General features: G+C 34.3%; 21 protein-coding genes and 1 pseudogene. 20 read left to right on the plus strand and 2 right to left on the minus strand.

Features of this window, described 5'->3' with window-relative positions; genetic code table 11:
- Positions 1 to 145: 145 nt before the first annotated feature.
- The 16 genes and pseudogenes from AC1VAQ_RS10940 to AC1VAQ_RS11015 all read left to right on the plus strand — a co-directional run bounded on the left by AC1VAQ_RS10940 (position 146) and on the right by AC1VAQ_RS11015 (position 14346).
- Complete coding sequence (locus tag AC1VAQ_RS10940; RefSeq protein WP_303243797.1) at positions 146 to 1909, plus strand: phosphoenolpyruvate carboxykinase (GTP); 1764 nt, start codon at positions 146 to 148, stop codon at positions 1907 to 1909.
- A 432-nt stretch (positions 1910 to 2341) separates the two neighbouring features.
- Positions 2342 to 2677: an ArsR/SmtB family transcription factor gene (locus tag AC1VAQ_RS10945; RefSeq protein ID WP_302598353.1), complete on the plus strand. Its 336-nt coding sequence runs from the start codon at positions 2342 to 2344 to the stop codon at positions 2675 to 2677.
- A gap of 35 nt (positions 2678 to 2712) precedes the next feature.
- Positions 2713 to 3096: pseudogene (locus AC1VAQ_RS10950) on the plus strand (NifB/NifX family molybdenum-iron cluster-binding protein); the annotation flags it as partial.
- Positions 3097 to 3365: 269 nt separating this feature from the next.
- Positions 3366 to 3734: a CidA/LrgA family protein gene (locus AC1VAQ_RS10955; protein ID WP_302598355.1), complete on the plus strand. Its 369-nt coding sequence runs from the start codon at positions 3366 to 3368 to the stop codon at positions 3732 to 3734.
- A complete protein-coding gene (locus tag AC1VAQ_RS10960; protein ID WP_302598356.1) occupies positions 3727 to 4407 on the plus strand; it encodes an LrgB family protein in 681 nt (226 codons plus the stop codon). The genes AC1VAQ_RS10955 and AC1VAQ_RS10960 overlap by 8 nt, the downstream gene beginning before the upstream one ends.
- Before the next feature lie 198 nt (positions 4408 to 4605).
- The gene (locus AC1VAQ_RS10965) at positions 4606 to 4914 is read left to right on the plus strand and encodes a hypothetical protein (protein WP_303243796.1); all 309 of its coding nucleotides are present in this window, start codon (positions 4606 to 4608) and stop codon (positions 4912 to 4914) included.
- 163 nt (positions 4915 to 5077) lie between these two features.
- Positions 5078 to 5830, plus strand: coding sequence for a zinc ribbon domain-containing protein (locus AC1VAQ_RS10970; RefSeq protein WP_302598358.1), 753 nt, complete (start codon positions 5078 to 5080; stop codon positions 5828 to 5830).
- 19 nt (positions 5831 to 5849) lie between these two features.
- Entirely contained in the window at positions 5850 to 6398 is a 549-nt protein-coding gene (locus tag AC1VAQ_RS10975; RefSeq protein ID WP_302598359.1) for a hypothetical protein, read from the plus strand.
- Positions 6399 to 6507: 109 nt separating this feature from the next.
- Positions 6508 to 7755, plus strand: a complete 1248-nt coding sequence (locus AC1VAQ_RS10980) for a hypothetical protein (RefSeq protein ID WP_302598360.1) — start codon at positions 6508 to 6510, stop codon at positions 7753 to 7755.
- A 197-nt stretch (positions 7756 to 7952) separates the two neighbouring features.
- On the plus strand, positions 7953 to 8222 hold the full coding sequence (locus AC1VAQ_RS10985) for a metal-sensing transcriptional repressor (RefSeq protein WP_302598361.1): 270 nt from the start codon (positions 7953 to 7955) through the stop codon (positions 8220 to 8222).
- Positions 8223 to 8247: 25 nt separating this feature from the next.
- Positions 8248 to 10692, plus strand: a complete 2445-nt coding sequence (locus tag AC1VAQ_RS10990) for a heavy metal translocating P-type ATPase (protein ID WP_479903898.1) — start codon at positions 8248 to 8250, stop codon at positions 10690 to 10692.
- 112 nt (positions 10693 to 10804) lie between these two features.
- Positions 10805 to 11011, plus strand: coding sequence for a heavy-metal-associated domain-containing protein (locus AC1VAQ_RS10995; RefSeq protein ID WP_302598363.1), 207 nt, complete (start codon positions 10805 to 10807; stop codon positions 11009 to 11011).
- A gap of 249 nt (positions 11012 to 11260) precedes the next feature.
- A complete protein-coding gene (locus AC1VAQ_RS11000) occupies positions 11261 to 12136 on the plus strand; it encodes a DMT family transporter (RefSeq protein WP_302598364.1) in 876 nt (291 codons plus the stop codon).
- A gap of 58 nt (positions 12137 to 12194) precedes the next feature.
- Positions 12195 to 12407, plus strand: coding sequence for a hypothetical protein (locus tag AC1VAQ_RS11005; protein ID WP_302598365.1), 213 nt, complete (start codon positions 12195 to 12197; stop codon positions 12405 to 12407).
- Between the two features lie 538 nt (positions 12408 to 12945).
- Positions 12946 to 13542 (plus strand): hypothetical protein, encoded by a 597-nt coding sequence (locus AC1VAQ_RS11010; RefSeq protein WP_302598366.1) that lies wholly within the window; start codon positions 12946 to 12948, stop codon positions 13540 to 13542.
- 105 nt (positions 13543 to 13647) lie between these two features.
- A complete protein-coding gene (locus AC1VAQ_RS11015) occupies positions 13648 to 14346 on the plus strand; it encodes an HD domain-containing protein (protein WP_303243794.1) in 699 nt (232 codons plus the stop codon).
- 69 nt (positions 14347 to 14415) lie between these two features.
- Here the strand turns inward: AC1VAQ_RS11015 and AC1VAQ_RS11020 are convergent, their stop codons facing one another.
- Positions 14416 to 14970: a GNAT family N-acetyltransferase family protein gene (locus tag AC1VAQ_RS11020; RefSeq protein WP_302598368.1), complete on the minus strand. Its 555-nt coding sequence runs from the start codon at positions 14968 to 14970 to the stop codon at positions 14416 to 14418.
- Positions 14971 to 15468: 498 nt separating this feature from the next.
- On the opposite strand from AC1VAQ_RS11020, the gene AC1VAQ_RS11025 reads away from it, so the two are divergent.
- From AC1VAQ_RS11025 to AC1VAQ_RS11035, 3 genes are all read left to right on the plus strand, one after another.
- Positions 15469 to 16140: a cyclic nucleotide-binding domain-containing protein gene (locus tag AC1VAQ_RS11025; RefSeq protein WP_479903899.1), complete on the plus strand. Its 672-nt coding sequence runs from the start codon at positions 15469 to 15471 to the stop codon at positions 16138 to 16140.
- 109 nt (positions 16141 to 16249) lie between these two features.
- Complete coding sequence (locus AC1VAQ_RS11030) at positions 16250 to 16903, plus strand: UbiA family prenyltransferase (RefSeq protein ID WP_302598370.1); 654 nt, start codon at positions 16250 to 16252, stop codon at positions 16901 to 16903.
- Between the two features lie 39 nt (positions 16904 to 16942).
- On the plus strand, positions 16943 to 17245 hold the full coding sequence (locus AC1VAQ_RS11035; RefSeq protein ID WP_302598371.1) for a hypothetical protein: 303 nt from the start codon (positions 16943 to 16945) through the stop codon (positions 17243 to 17245).
- 29 nt (positions 17246 to 17274) lie between these two features.
- On the opposite strand, the gene AC1VAQ_RS11040 is transcribed toward AC1VAQ_RS11035, so the two are convergent.
- Positions 17275 to 17574: a hypothetical protein gene (locus AC1VAQ_RS11040; protein WP_330697577.1), complete on the minus strand. Its 300-nt coding sequence runs from the start codon at positions 17572 to 17574 to the stop codon at positions 17275 to 17277.
- Between AC1VAQ_RS11040 and AC1VAQ_RS11045 the strand changes: the two genes are divergently transcribed.
- A complete protein-coding gene (locus tag AC1VAQ_RS11045; RefSeq protein WP_479903900.1) occupies positions 17563 to 18156 on the plus strand; it encodes a helix-turn-helix transcriptional regulator in 594 nt (197 codons plus the stop codon). The two genes, AC1VAQ_RS11040 and AC1VAQ_RS11045, sit on opposite strands and share 12 nt — an antisense overlap.
- Positions 18157 to 18208 lie beyond the last annotated feature (52 nt).

The raw sequence follows: 18208 nt of genomic DNA on the forward strand, positions 1-18208 counted from the left end.
TTATTATTAAAAATAAAAAATATTTATAATAGTAAAAATACAACAAAAATTTCGTATTTTAAAATGGTTAGGGTTACGCTATAATGATGCGTAGTAAGGCGAATTATTAAAAAAATAGGACGATAGATAGGAAAGGAGTCAAAAAATGTTAACAAGCAATAAAAACGTTCTTAATTGGGTAGAGGAAATGGTAGCCCTAACAAAACCAGACAAAGTAGTATGGATTGATGGCTCAAAAGAGCAGTTAGATGAAATTAGAAAGCAAAGTGTAGAATCAGGAGAAATGATTAAACTTAATGAAGAAAAGTTACCTAACTGTTATTTACATCGTACAGAGCCAAATGATGTAGCCAGAGTTGAACATAGAACATTTATTTGTTCTAGAAACAAAGAAGATGCTGGTCCAACAAATAACTGGGAAGATCCACAAGTTATGTATGCCAAACTTGGCAAAATGTTTGATGGCGTTATGAAAGGCCGCACAATGTATGTTATTCCTTATTCGATGGGACCTATTGGCTCAGAGTTTTCTAAAGTAGGTGTAGAACTTACAGACTCTACTTATGTAGTTCTTAACATGGATATTATGACAAGAATGGGAAAAGATGCTTTCACTCAACTAGGAGAGACATCTAATGACTTCGTAAGAGGGCTCCATTCAAAAGCTGATATCGATGAAGAAAATAGATATATCTGCCACTTCCCAGAAGATAATACAATCTGGTCAATTAACTCAGCTTATGGTGGTAATGTACTTTTAGGTAAAAAATGTTTTGCACTTAGAATTGCATCTTTCCAAGGTAAAAATGAAGGATGGATGGCAGAACATATGCTTATCTTAGGTGTGGAAAATCCACAAGGTGAAGTAAAATATATCTGTGCAGCATTCCCATCAGCATGTGGTAAGACAAATCTTGCAATGCTTATTCCACCAGAAGTATATCAAAAAGCTGGTTACAAAGTATGGTGTGTAGGTGATGATATCTCTTGGCTTAGACAAGGACCAGACGGTAGACTTTGGGCAATTAATCCAGAGAATGGTTTCTTTGGTGTAGCACCTGGAACAAACCTAAAATCTAATCCAAATGCACTTCATACAACAGAAGAAGGTACCATCTTTACAAACGTTGCTTTAAATTTAGATACAAATACAGTTTGGTGGGAAGGACTTGATAAAAATCCTCCAACACATGCACTTGATTGGATGGGTCAGCCATGGGATCCTACAAAAGATACAAAAGCCGCACATCCAAATAGCCGTTTCACAGCACCAGCTAAAAACTGCCCATGTATCAGTAGTGAGTTCAATAATCCACAAGGTGTACCAATTTCTGCAATCGTATTTGGTGGACGCCGTGCAAAAACTGCACCACTTGTATATGAATCAAGAAACTGGAATCATGGTGTATTCGTAGGTTCAATTATGGCATCTGAAACAACAGCTGCAGCAACAGGTGCAGTAGGTGTAGTAAGACGTGATCCTATGGCAATGCTTCCATTCTGTGGTTATCATATGGGTGACTATTTCAAACATTGGATTGAAATGGGTAGCAAACTTGGTGATAAAGCACCTAAAATTTTCAACGTTAACTGGTTTAGAACAGATGATGAAGGCAATTTCATTTGGCCAGGATTTGGCGATAACTTAAGAGTACTTAGCTGGATTTTAGACCGTTGTGAAAACAAAGTTGAAGCAGTAGAAACACCTATTGGATTTGGTCCTAAAGTAGAAGATATCAATATCGAAGGGTTAGATATCGATAAAGATACAGTAGCTAATTTACTTCAAGTAGATAAGGAATTATGGAAAGAAGAAGTTGTTGGTATTCATGAGTTCTATGATAAATTCGGAGATAGATTACCAGTAGAACTTAAAGAAGAATTAAATACATTAGAGAATAATTTATAAAAGTAAAAGTGAAGTAGAAGAAGTAGAAGGGCCGCGAGGCAATCGTCTGCATTCTACCTGCACTCTCCGTATTTTATGTCTCTCTAAGCTTAACCTTTCAAGGAACGGCAGAAAACTCGCTATGCTCAAACACTCTGCCTAAAACCCCTTGAAAGGTCTTCGCTAAGAGAGACATTAAAATACTCCGAAGGCAGGATAGAATACAGGCGATTGTCTCGCTTTTCTTTTTCTACTTTTATTTTTAAAGGAGTGGAGGGAGTAGTGAAGCTAGGTGAAGAGTGGAGATTTTGGGAGTAGCAGTGGATGATGAAGTGAAAAAAGTTATGTGAATGTGTAAATGAGAGATGAAAAAGAAATTTGATTAAGTATTGACTTAATTAAAAATGGGAGTATAATCTAATTAAGTAATTACTTAATTGGATGAGGGATAGTATGGAACTAACGTTAGTGTTAAAGGCAATATCGGATGAGACACGAATGAAGATTATTAAATTTCTTCTGGGTCATGATTATTGTGTGAGGGGACTTGCTAGAAGGCTAGGGCTGAGTGAGAGTGCTGTATCACAGCATGTGAAGGTACTTAAGGAGGCCGGCATTTTAGTAGGTGAAAAAAGAGGGTACTTTGTACATTATGAAGTCAATAAGGAAGTGCTCTTAGAGGCAGCAAGGCAGTTGGAAGCACTTGCAGGTGAAGAAACTTTATCTTGTGTGGCAGCTCATGAAAGTGGATGCCAGAAAGAGCGTTGTCAGTGTCAGTTTAGGAAATAAAATAACTAATATAAAAGCTTTAGGAGGCGTAAAGTATGATTCTTGCAGTAACTTATGAAAATGGAAATGTTTTTGGTCATTTTGGACATACAGAGCAGTTTAAGGTATATGAGATTGAAGGCGGAAATGTTGTTTCACAAAAGGTAGTGGATACTAATGGTAGTGGACATGGCGCTTTAGCAGGATTTCTTAAAGATTTAAATGTAGATACTTTAATTTGTGGCGGCATTGGTGGCGGTGCTAAAAATGCTTTAGCTGAAGCAAATATTAAAGTATATCCAGGGGCACAAGGAAATGCCGATGCACAGGTTACAGCTTTTATTAAAGGTGAATTAAATTATGACCCAAATACAAAGTGTAGCCATCATGACCATGAACATGGCGAAGGTCATACTTGCGGAGAACATGGTTGCAAATAACCATAGTTAGGCAAATTTATGAAATATAAAAGAAGGAGAGTATAGGAAGGAATCATAAGACTTCCTATACTCTCCTTCTTTTATATCTAACGATAGATTTTATCTCTATAAATTTTAGTTATTTAGTGTGTACGGCTATAGTGCATATTCTACATAATGTAAATTGTAAAAAAGCCATTTATAGGGGATTTATGCGATTGACGATTTTGGGGAGGAGATGTAGAATTTTTTAGTAAGAAGAAATGGATGATTAATAAGGAGTGAAGAAAATGAAAATCATAGTACAAATTGCCATTGTATTTGCTATATGTCTACTCGGACAAGTAGTTGTTAGTGTATTGCCATTTCCTTTTCCAGCTAGCGTAATGGGGATGATTATATTATTTTTACTCTTGTTATTTAAGGTGTTGAAGACGGAACATATTCAGGCTAAGACTAACTTCTTGCTTCAGAATATGGCATTTTTCTTTATACCTTCTGGCGTAGCTATTATGGAGAATTATGATTTACTAAAGGGAAGTGTCCTTAAAATTTTTTTAGTATGTATTATTACAATGATTTTAACTTTTGCAGCCACAGCGTATACAGTAACTTTTGTGATAAGATGGCAAAATAGTAGGAGGAAGACAAATGAGTGAAATCACAGCTAGTCCATATTTTGGAATTATTATATCTATATTTGCTTTTGAATTAGGAATTGTGATTAACAAGAAATTAAAGACACCTATTGCAAATCCACTGCTTATAGCTATTTTATTAATTATTGCAGTGCTTCAAGTATGCCGAATTCCTATAGAAAACTATAATATGGGAGGCGAGATTATTACCATGTTTTTAGCACCTGCTACAGCGGCACTGGGTATTTCTATTTATAGTCAATTGGAAATACTTAAGAAAAATTGGCTTCCTATTGTTATAGGAACAGCAGTAGGAGCAGCAGTATCTATGTTGAGTGTATTTATACTTTGTAAGTTATTTAAGTTAGATGAAACTTTGACAGCTTCATTATTACCTAAGTCAGTTACAACGCCAATTGCTATAGAAGTTTCTTCTCAATTAGGAGGGCTTATACCTGTTACAGTAGCAGCTGTTATTATTACAGGAATTGCAGGCGCTATATTGGCACCTGTTATGATAAAAGTATTTCGTATTAAAGAACCTATTGCAGCTGGCGTAGCGATTGGTGCATGTAGCCATGCCATGGGAACAACTAAGGCATTAGAGTTAGGACAAATACAAGGGGCAATGAGTGGGATTTCTATAGGGATTACTGGAGTCATGACAGTAATCTATGCATTATTTTTAACTTAAGGGGTAAAAGGATAAATTTATATAATGTTAAGGGAGAAAAGGACTATTTAAGCAGTTTAATGAGAGGACAAACTGTTTAGATAGTCTTTTTTTTAATAGAAGTCTAAAAAATGCATTAAATTGGTAACTATAACGTATACTAAAACTATATCAAATAGAGAATGAGAAAATATTAACAAAAAGAAAGAGGTGTTTCACATGAATACAGTAACAATTGCATGTCTTCCGGCCTCACAAACGGATGGTGAACGTGTTAGTTTTAACTTTTCTACCGTACAGCTTCCCAAGGAAAAATATTTAGTTTGGCACGTTATAAGTCAAATTGAGGAAGATAAAAACATTCATTTTAAGGTAAAGCAAGAGGGCAGTAATGGCGATCATCCTATAATATTTGAGGATATACATGATGGTTTTATGATGCCCTATGAAGCAATGAGAAATCTATATATTGCAAGTCCTAAAAATGTAACAGGACATTTTATGGTAGAGGTAGAAGCAAAATCATAAGGTAATCGTAAAAAGGCTAAAGGCTAAAGGCTAAAGGTGGTATCACTTTTAGTTCTTTAGCTTTTTTTGTTCAAATCAAATGCTAATAAAGTCGGAAATGTGCTAAAATAAAGACAAATAAAATAGGATATATTATAAATTTTATAAGCAGGAGGAAGATTGAGTGAGTAGAGCATGTATAAATTGTGGAGAGGCGCTAGCAGATGAGGATAAGTATTGTCCTTTATGCGGGACATTTAATCCACTCCAGGAAATGAAAGCTACAAATCAATATAATGGGGGGCCATATCAAGAAGCACAGTATGATCCCTTTAAGGCAGGAATGGTTCATCAAGCAATTAAGGAAAAGAAGTCACATAATAAGGCGTGGATAATTTTAACATTGGGTGTTATTGCTATAATGGCTTTTTATCGCATAAATGAAAGAAAGATAGAAATTAAGAGGGCGAATGTCCCACCAGCACAAATTAATCTAGTAACAGGTGAGGTAGGAAAAATCATAGAAACTGAAGATTTTGATTTTATAATAAAAGAGGCTGTAGACATTCAGAATGAAAGTATAAATAATATATTACCAGAAGGTAAGAAAATTGTAGTGGTTAAGGCCAGTGCAGATAATTTAAAGGATAGTAAAATCTTTGAGGAAAGTCCTGATATTTATGGGATATACGATGGGGATCATTATGTAGAACCACTTTCTGATTATGAGGTAACAGATATACTAGAGAAGATTGGCTATAAAATGTTTTATTTAAGAGATCTTAAATATGATGGGAACACTTCAGGGTACTTAATGTATGTAGTAAATGAAGATGTAGCGGAAATAACACTCGCATATTCAGAGCTAAATATAAGTTCAACAAGAGGAAATACAATAGGTAAGACATATGAAGTGACAGTACCTATTGGGGACTAATCAGAAAGGAGATACATAGATGAACGATAATGGGATAGGAATGGTTTTAAAACTGTTAGGGAAAATTACACTTTTTATTATAGTCATTGCAATGAGTGATGTTATTATGGAAGATATCATTGATAACAATCGATATCAGTCTATTGATAGAACATATGAGATGCGTGAAACTGTGACAGGTACTAAGTATACTGTAGTTGTAAAAAAAGCTGAGCCTTTTACAGGAGATGCCTCAATTTATAAAGTAAAAAGAGATCAAAAACTTATGGATATAGAGATTGAGTTGACTAATAATCAGGCATTGGCAGAATATATGGATGAAGGTGGTTATTTCTTTAGATTTAATACTATAGATGGTGCTGAGTGTACATATTATGGTAAAGGGGAGCAAGAAGTTGATAATAGAGAGGCAGAAACATTAACTGATGAAATTTATTTACCAGCAGGACGCACAAAAACAATTCATTATGTAGTAGGGGTACCAGATATTGCAGAGCGTATAGAAGTTGAATATAGTGAATACACACCAACGGGCAGTATATATAATACTATTTTAGTAGACTTATAGGAGGCAAAGATGAAGCATATTGTCTGCTTTTATACTATACAAAAATAATATAGACTTTTAACCTAGAGATAGGTTAGTATACAATAAAGAAACAAAGGAGGAGCTAGGGGTGGAAATATTAACAATACTTAATGCCTACTTAGAAAAACAAAAAACTTTTGCTTATGCTATAGAAGAACATCCACTGGGGAGATGCGAAGTAAATATAAAAAAAATCTATATTCAACTTTTAAAATTAGTTTTAAGTGATAGTAAGGCAGTAAATGAAAAACAACTTGATTTTCTAGAGCGACTAATAAAAGGCATTGATTTAGATGATGAGATAAAGTTAGAAATTACTTTAGAGGAAGCAGATAAGAAATTTATAGAAGTTTTAGGCGAATGCTTTTTTAAGTATTTTAAGGGCAGTATTTTAAAATACAATTTTATATTAGATACAATCTTAATATTGATGCAGGCAAGTAAGGAACAAAAGGCATTTATACGTTTAATCTGTGAAACTTTAGGACTTCAAGAGGGGGAAGTTAGATTCTTAATGAATCTTGCAACTTGTATTTTAGAAGAAGATAGTATGAGTTATATGCAAATTATAGAGCGCGTTCCTAAAGGGATAAAGATGCAGAACTTTGTCGGTTATGTAAAACCTTTTTTAATAGGTAGACTAATAGATAATGATGAATTGGTGATGTATTATGGGAATGAAAGAAAAAATCTATATGAAAAGCCTAGCTTTAATGAGATTTTTAAAAGTGAAGAAATGTCATTAGAACGCTGGGTATTTAAGCAAGATGTTTTAGTTTTTGAGAATTGGGCAATTGATTTAACGCATAAGAAGTGGCAGTTTAGAAATAACCAGAAGGTAATTTTTAGAGGCTGTGAAATTATAGGAGATGATACGCCGATATGTTTTGACGGGGTAAGCGAGATTATAATAGAAGACTGCACTTTTACATATTTTAATAATCGTGTGTTTCTAATTAATGATTGTCTAAGTTTAAATATTAAGGAAAGCCTTTTTAAAGAATGTGTTTATCTATATGATGTCTATCAAAATAGTAATGGATGTATTTATTTCATTGCAGATAAGGGAACAACGCTTGCTAGTGGGGAACGTGAAATTAGGGTAGAAGATAGTAAATTTATAGATTGCAGTGTATGGAATAAAGAGGGACATTATTATAGTGATTATAGTCTAGGGTATAGTATGAGTATCCCTCAAAAGATAATAGGTTGTGACTTTAAAAACTGTTTATCGTATATGGGCATGCCTAAAAGGCTTTGTAATGGAGGCAGTGTGTTATTTAATCAGGTAGAAGCAGAGCGATGTAATTTAGCTGCAAGTCACCCTATAAATTAATGAATGAGAATATAAAAACTTTAAGTTAAGATTAATAGATTAATAAGACCAGGGAAGTACTTAGAATAAAAGTGTTTCTCTGGCTTTTTTTGTATGCTTAAAAAAGTGCATATAAAAAAATAGGTGTTGACAAACTAGAGTTAGTTGATTAAGATGTGAAATATAGCACCCCCCAGGAGGGGAGAGGAGGTACAAGCGTGAACGAAGAAAAGAAAAAAGCAATGCAATCCCTAAAAACAGCTAAAGGGCAAATTGAAGGGATTATTAGAATGATAGAAGAAGAGCGTTACTGCGTAGATATTTCAAATCAGATTTTAGCAGCACAATCTTTATTAAAGCGTGCAAACTTACTTATTTTAGAACAACATATGAATCATTGTGTGAAAGAGGCTTGTGAAAATAAGGATCATGCTGAAGAAAAAATTGATGAGATTATTCGTATATTAGAAAAGGTAATGACAAAATAAAAGAGGAGTTAGAAGGAGAATCTATATGAAACAAAATACAAGCAAAATAGAAGGTATGACCTGCTCTGCTTGTGCTAGCCGTATTGAAAGAGTGGTGAAAAAGCTAGAGGGGGTGGAAAGTGCTAATGTTAACTTTGCATCAGAGACATTAAATGTGACTTATGATGAAGAGAAGGTTGATAAAGAGAAAATAACTGCAGCTATTGAGAAAGCTGGTTATAAGGTAAAAACACAAAGTAAATCCTATACATTTAATATTGAAGGGATGACCTGTTCAGCTTGTGCTAATCGTATTGAACGTGTTGTAGGAAAGATTCAAGGGGTAGAGCAAGGAAATGTTAACTTTGCCAGTGAGAAACTAAATGTAACAATAGATGAAAGTACAACAAATATTGGTCAGATTAAAGCAGCAGTTGGTAAGGCTGGATTTAAACTGGTTAGTACGGAGGAAAAGAAGGAAGAGGTCAAAAAGTATAGTGAAGACCAATTATTATTTTATCGCTTTATAGCTTCAATTGGTTTTACAGTACCACTTTTGATTATCAGCATGGGGCATATGATGGGAATGCCATTACCTCATATCATAGAACCAATGATGAATCCATTTAACTTTGCATTAGTACAACTTATTTTAACTGTGCCAGTTATGGTAGTAGGTTATAAATTTTACAAAGTTGGGTTTAAAAATCTTTTCCAGCTTAGTCCCAATATGGATTCATTAATTGCTATTGGTACATCAGCTGCTTTCTTATATAGCATTTATGGTATGGTACAAATTGCTAGAGGTGATGGCAGTTATGCAATGCATCTTTATTTTGAATCAGCAGCAACGATTCTAGCACTTATTACATTAGGTAAATATTTAGAAGCAAGATCAAAAGGCAAGACATCTGATGCTATTAAAAAGCTTATGGGCCTTGCACCTAAGGTAGCAACTGTTGTAAGAGAAGGCAAGGAACAAGTTATTCCAATTGAAGAGGTTTTAGTAGGCGATATTATCCTTGTAAAACCAGGCGAAAAACTTCCTGTAGATGGTGAAATTATAGAAGGAAGTACAGCTATTGATGAAGCCATGATTACAGGTGAAAGTATTCCAGTAGAAAAAACAGTAGGAAGCCAGGTAGTAGGTGCAAGTATTAATAAAACCGGATTTATTAAATACAAAGCCACTAAGGTCGGTAAAGATACAGCTTTAGCACAGATTGTAAAGCTTGTAGAAGAAGCACAAGGTACAAAGGCGCCTATTGCAAAGATGGCAGATGTCATTGCAGCATACTTTGTACCAACGGTTATAGGTCTTGCCATACTTGCAGCAGTATTTTGGCTTATTATGGGGGAAACACCAGTCTTCGCACTAACCATTTTTATTGCAGTATTAGTCATTGCCTGCCCATGTGCTTTAGGGCTTGCTACACCAACGGCTATTATGGTTGGAACAGGTAAAGGCGCTGAAAATGGCGTGCTGATAAAAGGCGGTGAAGCTTTAGAGACAGCTCATAAAATTGATACAATAGTATTTGATAAAACAGGAACTTTAACAGAAGGTAAACCTAAAGTGACGGATATTGTCCTAGCAAAAAATGGAGTGAATACGCATACAGAAGATGATATTTTATTACTGGCTGCAAGTAGTGAAAAAGGCTCTGAGCATCCACTTGGAGAAGCTATTATAAAAGCAGCAGAAGATAAAGGATTAGTACTTAAAAAACTAGAACACTTTAATGCCATCCCAGGACATGGAATTGAAGTGCAAATTGAGGGTAAAATAGTTTTACTTGGAAATAAAAAATTAATGGTTGAAAAACATATAAATCTTACAGAACTTGAAGAAGTTAGTGACAAATTAGCAGCAGAGGGTAAGACATCAATGTATATTGCAATGGGCACAGAGCTTCTAGGGATTGTAGCAGTAGCAGATACTTTAAAGGCAAGCAGCAAAGAAGCGATTGAGACACTTCATGAGATGGGTATCAAAGTAGCCATGATTACAGGTGATAATAAAAGAACAGCAGATGCGATTGCTAAACAGGTAGGTATCGATATTGTACTAGCAGAAGTGCTTCCAGAAGATAAAGCAAATGAAGTAAAACGTCTTCAGGATGAAGGCAAGAAGGTAGCTATGGTCGGGGATGGAATCAATGATGCACCCGCACTATCAAGAGCAGATATTGGTATTGCCATTGGCTCTGGGACAGATGTAGCTATTGAATCAGCAGATATCGTTTTAATGCGTAGTGATTTAAAAGATGTGCCTACAGCCATCAAGCTTAGTAAAGCAACGATTAGAAATATTAAGCAAAATTTATTCTGGGCATTTGGTTATAATGTATTAGGTATTCCAGTAGCTATGGGCGTGCTTCATCTCTTTGGCGGGCCACTCTTAAATCCAATGATTGCAGCAGCGGCTATGAGTTTAAGTTCAGTATCTGTACTTGCAAATGCATTGCGCCTTAGAAACTTTCGTGGTTAAATCAAAGAATGATGTATAGGGTATGCCTAGTTTATAGTGAAATTTAGTAGGTACTAATGTGACGTACTATATGTTAATAAGTATTTTAGATGAATAAAAGGAGGAATTGATAATGAAAAAGAAAATTATGATTGAAGGTATGAGTTGTGGACACTGCACAGGGAATGTAAAAGAAACGTTAACTGCATTTGCAACAGGTGAAGTGGAAGTAAGTTTAGAAGGGAAGTATGCGGTTGTAGAGACTGAGGCTACAGATGAAACTTTAAGAGAAGCTATTGATGATATTGGATTTGATGTAGTGGAAATTCTTAATTTATAAGAAGCAAGCGAATAAAGGACTTAAAATATTGTGAGTGAAAATAGGTATTTAGACTAAGAGATAAAAAGTCTAAATACCTATTTTTAAAGTTATTTTTTATTAAGTGGAAAGATAATGTAGAAATAAAGATTGAATGGCAAATATAATTTATACAAAATAAAGTATAGAATTAAAGGCTATAGTTGTTTATGATAGAAGAGGATGCTTACATTTGAGCATACAAATATAAGAGTTAAGGTGAGGAGAAAAATGAATCAGAAATATAAAGGAATACTTTGTATTTTAGGTGCAGCATTTTGTTTTGCACTTATGAATGCTTTTGTAAGACTTTCAGGTGACTTGCCATCTATACAAAAGAGCTTTTTCCGTAATGTAGTTGCAATGATTTTTGCTTATATTATTTTAAGAAAGAATCATCAAGGATTTAGACCGACTAAGGGAAATTTAGGGCTACTTATTTTACGTTCAACCTGTGGAACTATTGGTATATTATGTAATTTTTATGCAGTAGATCATTTAGTTCTTTCAGATGCATCTATGTTAAATAAGATGTCACCATTCTTTGCAATTATTTTTAGTTATTTATTTTTAAAGGAAAAAATCAACTTAGTACAAGGATTAGGTGTTATCGTTGCCTTTGTTGGCAGCTTATTTATCATTAAACCAAGTTTTAGTAATATGGCACTCGTACCTTCTATTATAGGATTGATTGGTGGAATAGGTGCAGGGGCTGCATATACAGCTGTTAGAAGATTAGGGCAAAAAGGTGAAAAAGGACCGTTTATTGTATTCTTCTTTTCAGCCTTTTCGTGTCTAGTTACACTGCCTTATTTAATCTTTAATTTCCATCCAATGACGATGCTACAGTTTGGATTTTTAATGTTGGCAGGACTTTCAGCAGCAGGCGGTCAATTTGCTATTACAGCAGCATATTGTTATGCACCGGCTAAGGAAATTTCTGTTTATGATTATTCACAAGTCGTATTTTCAGCTGTTCTTGGATTCTTTTTATTTGCACAGATTCCAGACGGATTTAGCATTTTAGGATATATTTTAATTTGTGGCATGGCAGTGCTTATGTTTTTATACAATACTGGCAAGCTAAAAACAAGAAAACACACATAAAAATCACTAAAATCCTCATAATAATAAGTAGAGGACTATTTATTTTTTGGAGGAAACTATGTCACAATTCGATGAAGCAGAAGATTTACCATTAGGCTTAATGATGCAACTTGGGCAAGATATGGATGCTATGAACTATTTTGCCACACTATCCGATGAGCAGAAAGAATACCTTGTAAGTTTTATAAGGGGAGCTGAGTCAGGTCCAGATGCAAGGGCTAGAGTTGAACAAGTAATGAATCAGCTTCATAATCACGAGGGGTTCTTCTAAAAAAGAAAAAGAAAAAGAATTGGTCGCAAAATAAGTCGCTGGAGTACCCAGAGCCTACTAGCTACACTCTCCATAATCTGTGATGCGCTAAGTTTGTACTTTAAAGCAACGGTGGAAAACACACTTCGTTTGGACGTTCTATCTAAAAACGCTTTGAAGTACTTCCCTAAGAGTCTCAACAGATTATTCCGAAGGTAGCTTAATAGACTCTGGGTACTCCAGCTAGATTTTGGACAAGTCAGCGGGTAGAAAAGAAAAAGTTAATGAATTGATTTTGGCAAAGTTAATGAGTTACTTTGAAGGAGGTAACTTGTTAGGTGAGGTTATTGAATATAATTTTAGGAGGTATTATGAGATGAAAATTTCATGATACCTCTTTATTAATTGAGATAACAGATAAATCATTTATAGATGTAAAGTATGCTTATGGATAAATAAAATAGTTAATTAACATTGCAAATTATTCTCATTTAAACTATAATAGCCCTAAATGGGCATGCCCTACTAGAATGATGAGACAAAATGGAGATATAATTCGATGCGCATATATAAAAAATTATTATTAATGAGTGTATTATGCTTAGCAATTACTGGGTGCGGTAATAATGAAACAAGTAATAATGAAACAAGTAAAAAAGAAGAAATCGCACAAGATACTGTGATACAAGAAGAAGTAAGCACAGAAGAGAGTATAGATGAGGCAGTAGCAGATAATGCAGACAAACAGGTAGCGGACATAACTACAGAGGCGACGGATAAGGAATATGTTCATGATGCGGGCTATACAGAACTTATTCATGATGGATTTGCTATGTATTTTCAGGAGCTTATGGAGACGATTTATAGCCGCGTCAATTATAGTGAACTGGGCACCCCAGTAGAAGAGATTACCCCTATGAATGAACAGGTGATGATTCAGGTAGAAGAAATGACAACGGGACTTAATCCTATTCAGGATGGAGAAATTTTAGGAATCATTAAAGAAGCACGCGAATTATTTGATCAAACCAATAATATAGTGAAAGAAAAGAAATATGAACGCTTAAGCAGTTTAGATGAAGTAGGTCAAGAGATTTATAATGAATATTATGAGTGGCTTATAGAAGCAGCAGCACATCATAAGCATGACCATTGATAGCTTTAAGATTAATTTAAGGTAAGTGTAGTAGGCTAGGTAGATAAAAAAAAACTGACGATTCTTAGGTAATCTACAGGAAGTTAGCTTAAAGAGGAGGGCGTAATGAAAAAGGGTATAATTGCAGGAGGACTTTTAGTCATTATAGTGGCAGTATTGATTTTTCATAATAAGCTTACATCTTCTGTAACAACGCAGGAAATATCTATGGATGGACATAGCGTTGTTTCACTTATGGCAAGTCGTTATGAATTAGACGAAGCAAAGACAAGGGAATTAGAAAATATATTAAGCCAATTAGATTTATTAATTCAGCAAAGCTTTGATGAAGCAGTCGCTAATAATGAAGCAAGTTTGGCACTCGTAAAGACGCGTATGGCACATATGCAACGCGTTAGCACTCTGGCATTTCAGTTGATGGTGGCTTATGAACAGTCATCAGGGACAAGCTTTACCTTGGAGCAAGCTGAGGACTTAGTACTTGCAGGATACTTACATGATATTCGCAAATATGCAGAAGGCAATCATGCTAAACAAGGTGAAAAATATGTAGTAGCTAATGTTCCTTCGTATATTACGATAGCTGAAGATAGGTTGACACGCATAGGGAAGCTTATTAAATATCATAGTGATGCTTTAAGCGATAAACAGCGTGCTAAATTAGGTGAGGATGCTATTTTAGAAGAGCTTTTACAAGATGCAGATACGGCAGATAAAATTCTAAATCGCGGGCAAGATGCGGAAGAGAATATTACAACGCTAAATCTACAAAGCTCTGTAGATTTAGTAGAACAGTATCAATAAATAAAAAAGTTACTTTGAAAACACAAAAGCTGCTATGGAACTAATCAAATAGTTTCATAGCAGCTTCTTTTATTTTAGAGACTTAGCAAGGACATAGCGCCTTAGTCCACCATATTTAAGCTTATCCGCCTTTATTTCATAGCCTAACTTTAAAAAGTTATTAACGCTAAAGGGGTTAAAAGGAGAAGCTGTAGCACATAACATAGAAGTATTTGTTTCTCGTGCAATATCTTCAATCAAATGACACATGATATATTGCAGGTTATTACCTCTATAATCCGGTTTCACAAGGACTGTATCAATTTGTCCTATATTTAGAAGTGATTCACCTTCAATACCTATGTCATAACCATAGTTAGAGTCGTTATAGCCTTCTTTTAAATAAATGACTAAAGAAATAAGTTCCTGAGAAGGTGTAACATAGCCTAAGATAACACTACCATTTTTAAAGTGATGTAGAAGATCGTCTCTCGTTGAAGCTAGATAAATCTGTTTATCTTCTATAAGATTTATAACTTCATTTTGTAAGTTTAAAATCTCATCAATATTTTCAGCTGTTAATACCTGCAATGTAAGTGTTACTAAAGAGCCATCCTTTTTGCGTGCTTCTAATGTATGCTGCATAGGTTATCCTCCTGTTTATGTTTTTACTTTTTCATTATAAACAGGAGTGCTAAGAGAGGCAATGTTAATTTGAAACAGATGAATCTTACTGCTTTAGGTTTTTCATAAAGTCTCTTAAATGAAAAATATGATAGAAATTTAAAAGAAGGACCTAAGAAATAGTTATCTTAGATCCTTCTTTTATTTGGTGGTTGGTTGTTATGAAATGACTAAGTCATTTGGTTGGTGGTTGAATGACTATAATCATTATGTTTTAAATATTATGAATATCTATAATATCAGCTTGAAAGCTGTAGAGATGTCGCAATATCTTTTGCTCGAGTAATAGGATATTACAAAATGGATGGAAATAAATATGACAAATGTCATGTTCTAGAAAAAATATGAGATATAAAATAATAAAGTAACAAAAATTACATAGATAAAGTGTATAATTAATATTTAAAAATGGTCACGCTATCAAAGAAGGTAAAATAAAAAAGGATGAGTATATAAAAGATGATACAAATAGAAGATAAAGCCCTAGTAGAAATGAAGGGGAAACAAATAGAAGGGCTTCCTAGATTTGCATTAGAAAATGCTAAATATATACAATTTAAAAAAGGAGAATATCTATGTAGAGAGGAAGAGAAAATAGAATATTTATTATTTATTCTTTCAGGAAAAGCCAAAATAAGCATTACGGCAGCTAATGGTAAAACACTACTTCTTAACTTTTATAGAAAAGGCCAAGTTTTAGGTGATGTAGAAATTATGCTCGTTGAAAGTTTAGGAACAGCCAATGTCATAGCTGTTACAGAAGTTGAATGTATAGGGGTACCCGCAGCATATTGCAAAGACGTTTTAAGCACTAATATTGAATTTATGAATTTTATCGCAGCGACACTAGCCAAGAAGTTAGACCGCAGCTCTAGATATAGTGCAATGAATATACTTTATACTTTAGAAAATCGTTTGTGTGCCTATATTGTTTCAACACATGAAAATGGTGAGTTTCAAGAAAATCTAACAGAATTAGCGGAGCTGCTAGGAACAAGCTATCGCCACCTTCTTAGAACAATGCAAGAACTTTGTGAAGAGGGGATTTTAGAAAGATGTTCTAGAACAAAATATAAAATTCAAGATTTAACTGCACTTAGAGATAAGGCAGAAGATTGCTTTGTGATTTAATAGAAGGAAGAAGTGTAAATACTTGAATTCATAAGTTAAAAAGCTTATCATAGAAATAAATATGAGTTATAAATGTGAAGTCTAAATAGAATAATAAGGGAGTGAATAAATGGGACGAAATAGACAGGAATATAGTTATATGCCAGAGACTAGTGGGCCTTCATGGATTGCTATTATTATCATGATGTGTGTTTTTTGGCCTATAGGGGTGTATTTGCTATACAAGAGATTAAAGGTAGATCGTAAGGCAGCCATGAGATCTGGGAAAGCCTTAAATATTTGGGGAATTATTTTAATTGTAATAGGTGGTTGTGCATTTTTAGGAGGCATAGCAGATGTTGATAGTGAAACAGTAGTTGGTGCAGTATTTTTCTTAATACTAGGTATAGTTTTAAAGAGGATGGCAACTAAAAATAAAAAACAAGCCATGCGCGTGAGACAATATATTGCCTTAATTATTAATCAACATATTACTTCTTTAGATGAACTTTCACGTGCTACAGGATGTACATATAATGTGGTATGTGATGATTTAAATATGATGATTGAAAAAGGTTACTTGCCAGGGGCATATTTAAATCTATCTCTTAGAAGAATTATGTTACCAGGTCAGCAAGCACCAGTATATAGACAAAATAATATGGGACAAAGGGCCCAAGCTAGAACAAAGGTGATAAAATGTAAAGGCTGTGGTGCAGAAATGATTGTAGCAGAAGGTACTATTCGAAAATGCGAGTATTGTGGTACACCGCTTCAAGGATAAATTGTATTACTAGACTATAATAAGCAGGAGTGAGAAGAAATGACATTAGAGAAACAATTTGAAGCAGAACTTATAAATAATTGTGAAAAAGCAGCAAAAGAATGTAAAGGTTATAGACCTACTCGTTTTCTCCAAACAATTGAAAAGTTCGGTGGAGTAAAAACAGCAAAAGAAATACTAAGAAAAGGCAGAACATCAGATGATTTCGAGAAGCTTCAAGAAGCAGGATTACTTAAGCTTACAATGGAAGCCCTTATGATTGATAAAAAATACGCTGAGCTCTTTACAGATGATGAAGTAAATAGTTGCTATGAACTTCTTTGTGAGTACGGCTATTACTAAAAAAGGTTACGCATAATGCGTAACCTTTTTTAGTAGGTTCTAGCTAGTTCAGCAGCATATTTAGCTTTTACATGCTGGATGACAAAGAAGGCAATAGTACTAGACATGATTGCCACACAGATATTACTTACGCCCATAACGATGCCGACACTTTCACTGCCTAAATTAGTGAAGTTTTGAAGTGCCCACAATACAGGAATTCTAAAAAGAAAGACACGACTAAAATTAATAGCTAGTGTGAGCTTAGTATAGCCGAAGCCAAAGAGTAGTGCCATAACGGCGCCATTAATGCCTAGCGGTAGGCAACTTCCAAGAGAATGTTTATTCACATACCTAATATTTATATAGAAGAAATTTATACCCTTTATGATAAAGAAGAAATACAAAAGATATTGATGCAACCTGTTTTAACAATCCCATCACATAAAAGAGGGTATATAGAAGAGCTACTTCAAAAATTGGAGGAAGAATATACGACCCCTGATACATATTCAAAGATACTTATTAAGAATTATTTATTGGAGTTAATTATTTTTAGCATGCGTATTTATAAGACTAGGGCAAATAATACATTAGCCCATATTAGCGAAGAAGATGAACGTATACAAAAGGCAGCTAAATATATGTTGTTACATTATCAAGAAGAACTTACGCTAGAACAAGTAGCAACCTCTATTAATTTAAGTCCTACCTATTTTTCAAAGCAGTTTAAGCATGCAACAGGATTTGGATTTAAAGAATATCTCACAAGCATTCGTATCCAAAAAGCTGTCAATCTTTTAGAAGAAACCCAAAAACCCATCACAGAAATCGCCTACCTATGCGGTTTCAACGATAGCAACTACTTTGGAGACGTTTTCAAAAAACTAAGAGGCATCTCCCCTCTAAAATACCGCAATAAGAAGAGGTAATATAAAATGGATAGGAATAAAGAGGTCCGTTTTGAAAGGGGACAGTACCACC

Source organism: Cellulosilyticum sp. (assembly GCF_982396655.1).

Coding starts and splice junctions, on each gene's coding strand:
- AC1VAQ_RS10940 (WP_303243797.1), top strand. CDS start 146: ATGTTAACAAGCAATAAAAACGTTCTTAATTGGGTAGAGGAAATGGTA.
- AC1VAQ_RS10945 (WP_302598353.1), top strand. CDS start 2,342: ATGGAACTAACGTTAGTGTTAAAGGCAATATCGGATGAGACACGAATG.
- AC1VAQ_RS10955 (WP_302598355.1), top strand. CDS start 3,366: ATGAAAATCATAGTACAAATTGCCATTGTATTTGCTATATGTCTACTC.
- AC1VAQ_RS10960 (WP_302598356.1), top strand. CDS start 3,727: ATGAGTGAAATCACAGCTAGTCCATATTTTGGAATTATTATATCTATA.
- AC1VAQ_RS10965 (WP_303243796.1), top strand. CDS start 4,606: ATGAATACAGTAACAATTGCATGTCTTCCGGCCTCACAAACGGATGGT.
- AC1VAQ_RS10975 (WP_302598359.1), top strand. CDS start 5,850: ATGAACGATAATGGGATAGGAATGGTTTTAAAACTGTTAGGGAAAATT.
- AC1VAQ_RS10990 (WP_479903898.1), top strand. CDS start 8,248: ATGAAACAAAATACAAGCAAAATAGAAGGTATGACCTGCTCTGCTTGT.
- AC1VAQ_RS10995 (WP_302598363.1), top strand. CDS start 10,805: ATGAAAAAGAAAATTATGATTGAAGGTATGAGTTGTGGACACTGCACA.
- AC1VAQ_RS11000 (WP_302598364.1), top strand. CDS start 11,261: ATGAATCAGAAATATAAAGGAATACTTTGTATTTTAGGTGCAGCATTT.
- AC1VAQ_RS11005 (WP_302598365.1), top strand. CDS start 12,195: ATGTCACAATTCGATGAAGCAGAAGATTTACCATTAGGCTTAATGATG.
- AC1VAQ_RS11010 (WP_302598366.1), top strand. CDS start 12,946: ATGCGCATATATAAAAAATTATTATTAATGAGTGTATTATGCTTAGCA.
- AC1VAQ_RS11015 (WP_303243794.1), top strand. CDS start 13,648: ATGAAAAAGGGTATAATTGCAGGAGGACTTTTAGTCATTATAGTGGCA.
- AC1VAQ_RS11020 (WP_302598368.1), bottom strand. CDS start 14,970: ATGCAGCATACATTAGAAGCACGCAAAAAGGATGGCTCTTTAGTAACA.
- AC1VAQ_RS11025 (WP_479903899.1), top strand. CDS start 15,469: ATGATACAAATAGAAGATAAAGCCCTAGTAGAAATGAAGGGGAAACAA.
- AC1VAQ_RS11030 (WP_302598370.1), top strand. CDS start 16,250: ATGGGACGAAATAGACAGGAATATAGTTATATGCCAGAGACTAGTGGG.
- AC1VAQ_RS11035 (WP_302598371.1), top strand. CDS start 16,943: ATGACATTAGAGAAACAATTTGAAGCAGAACTTATAAATAATTGTGAA.
- AC1VAQ_RS11045 (WP_479903900.1), top strand. CDS start 17,563: ATGTTTATTCACATACCTAATATTTATATAGAAGAAATTTATACCCTT.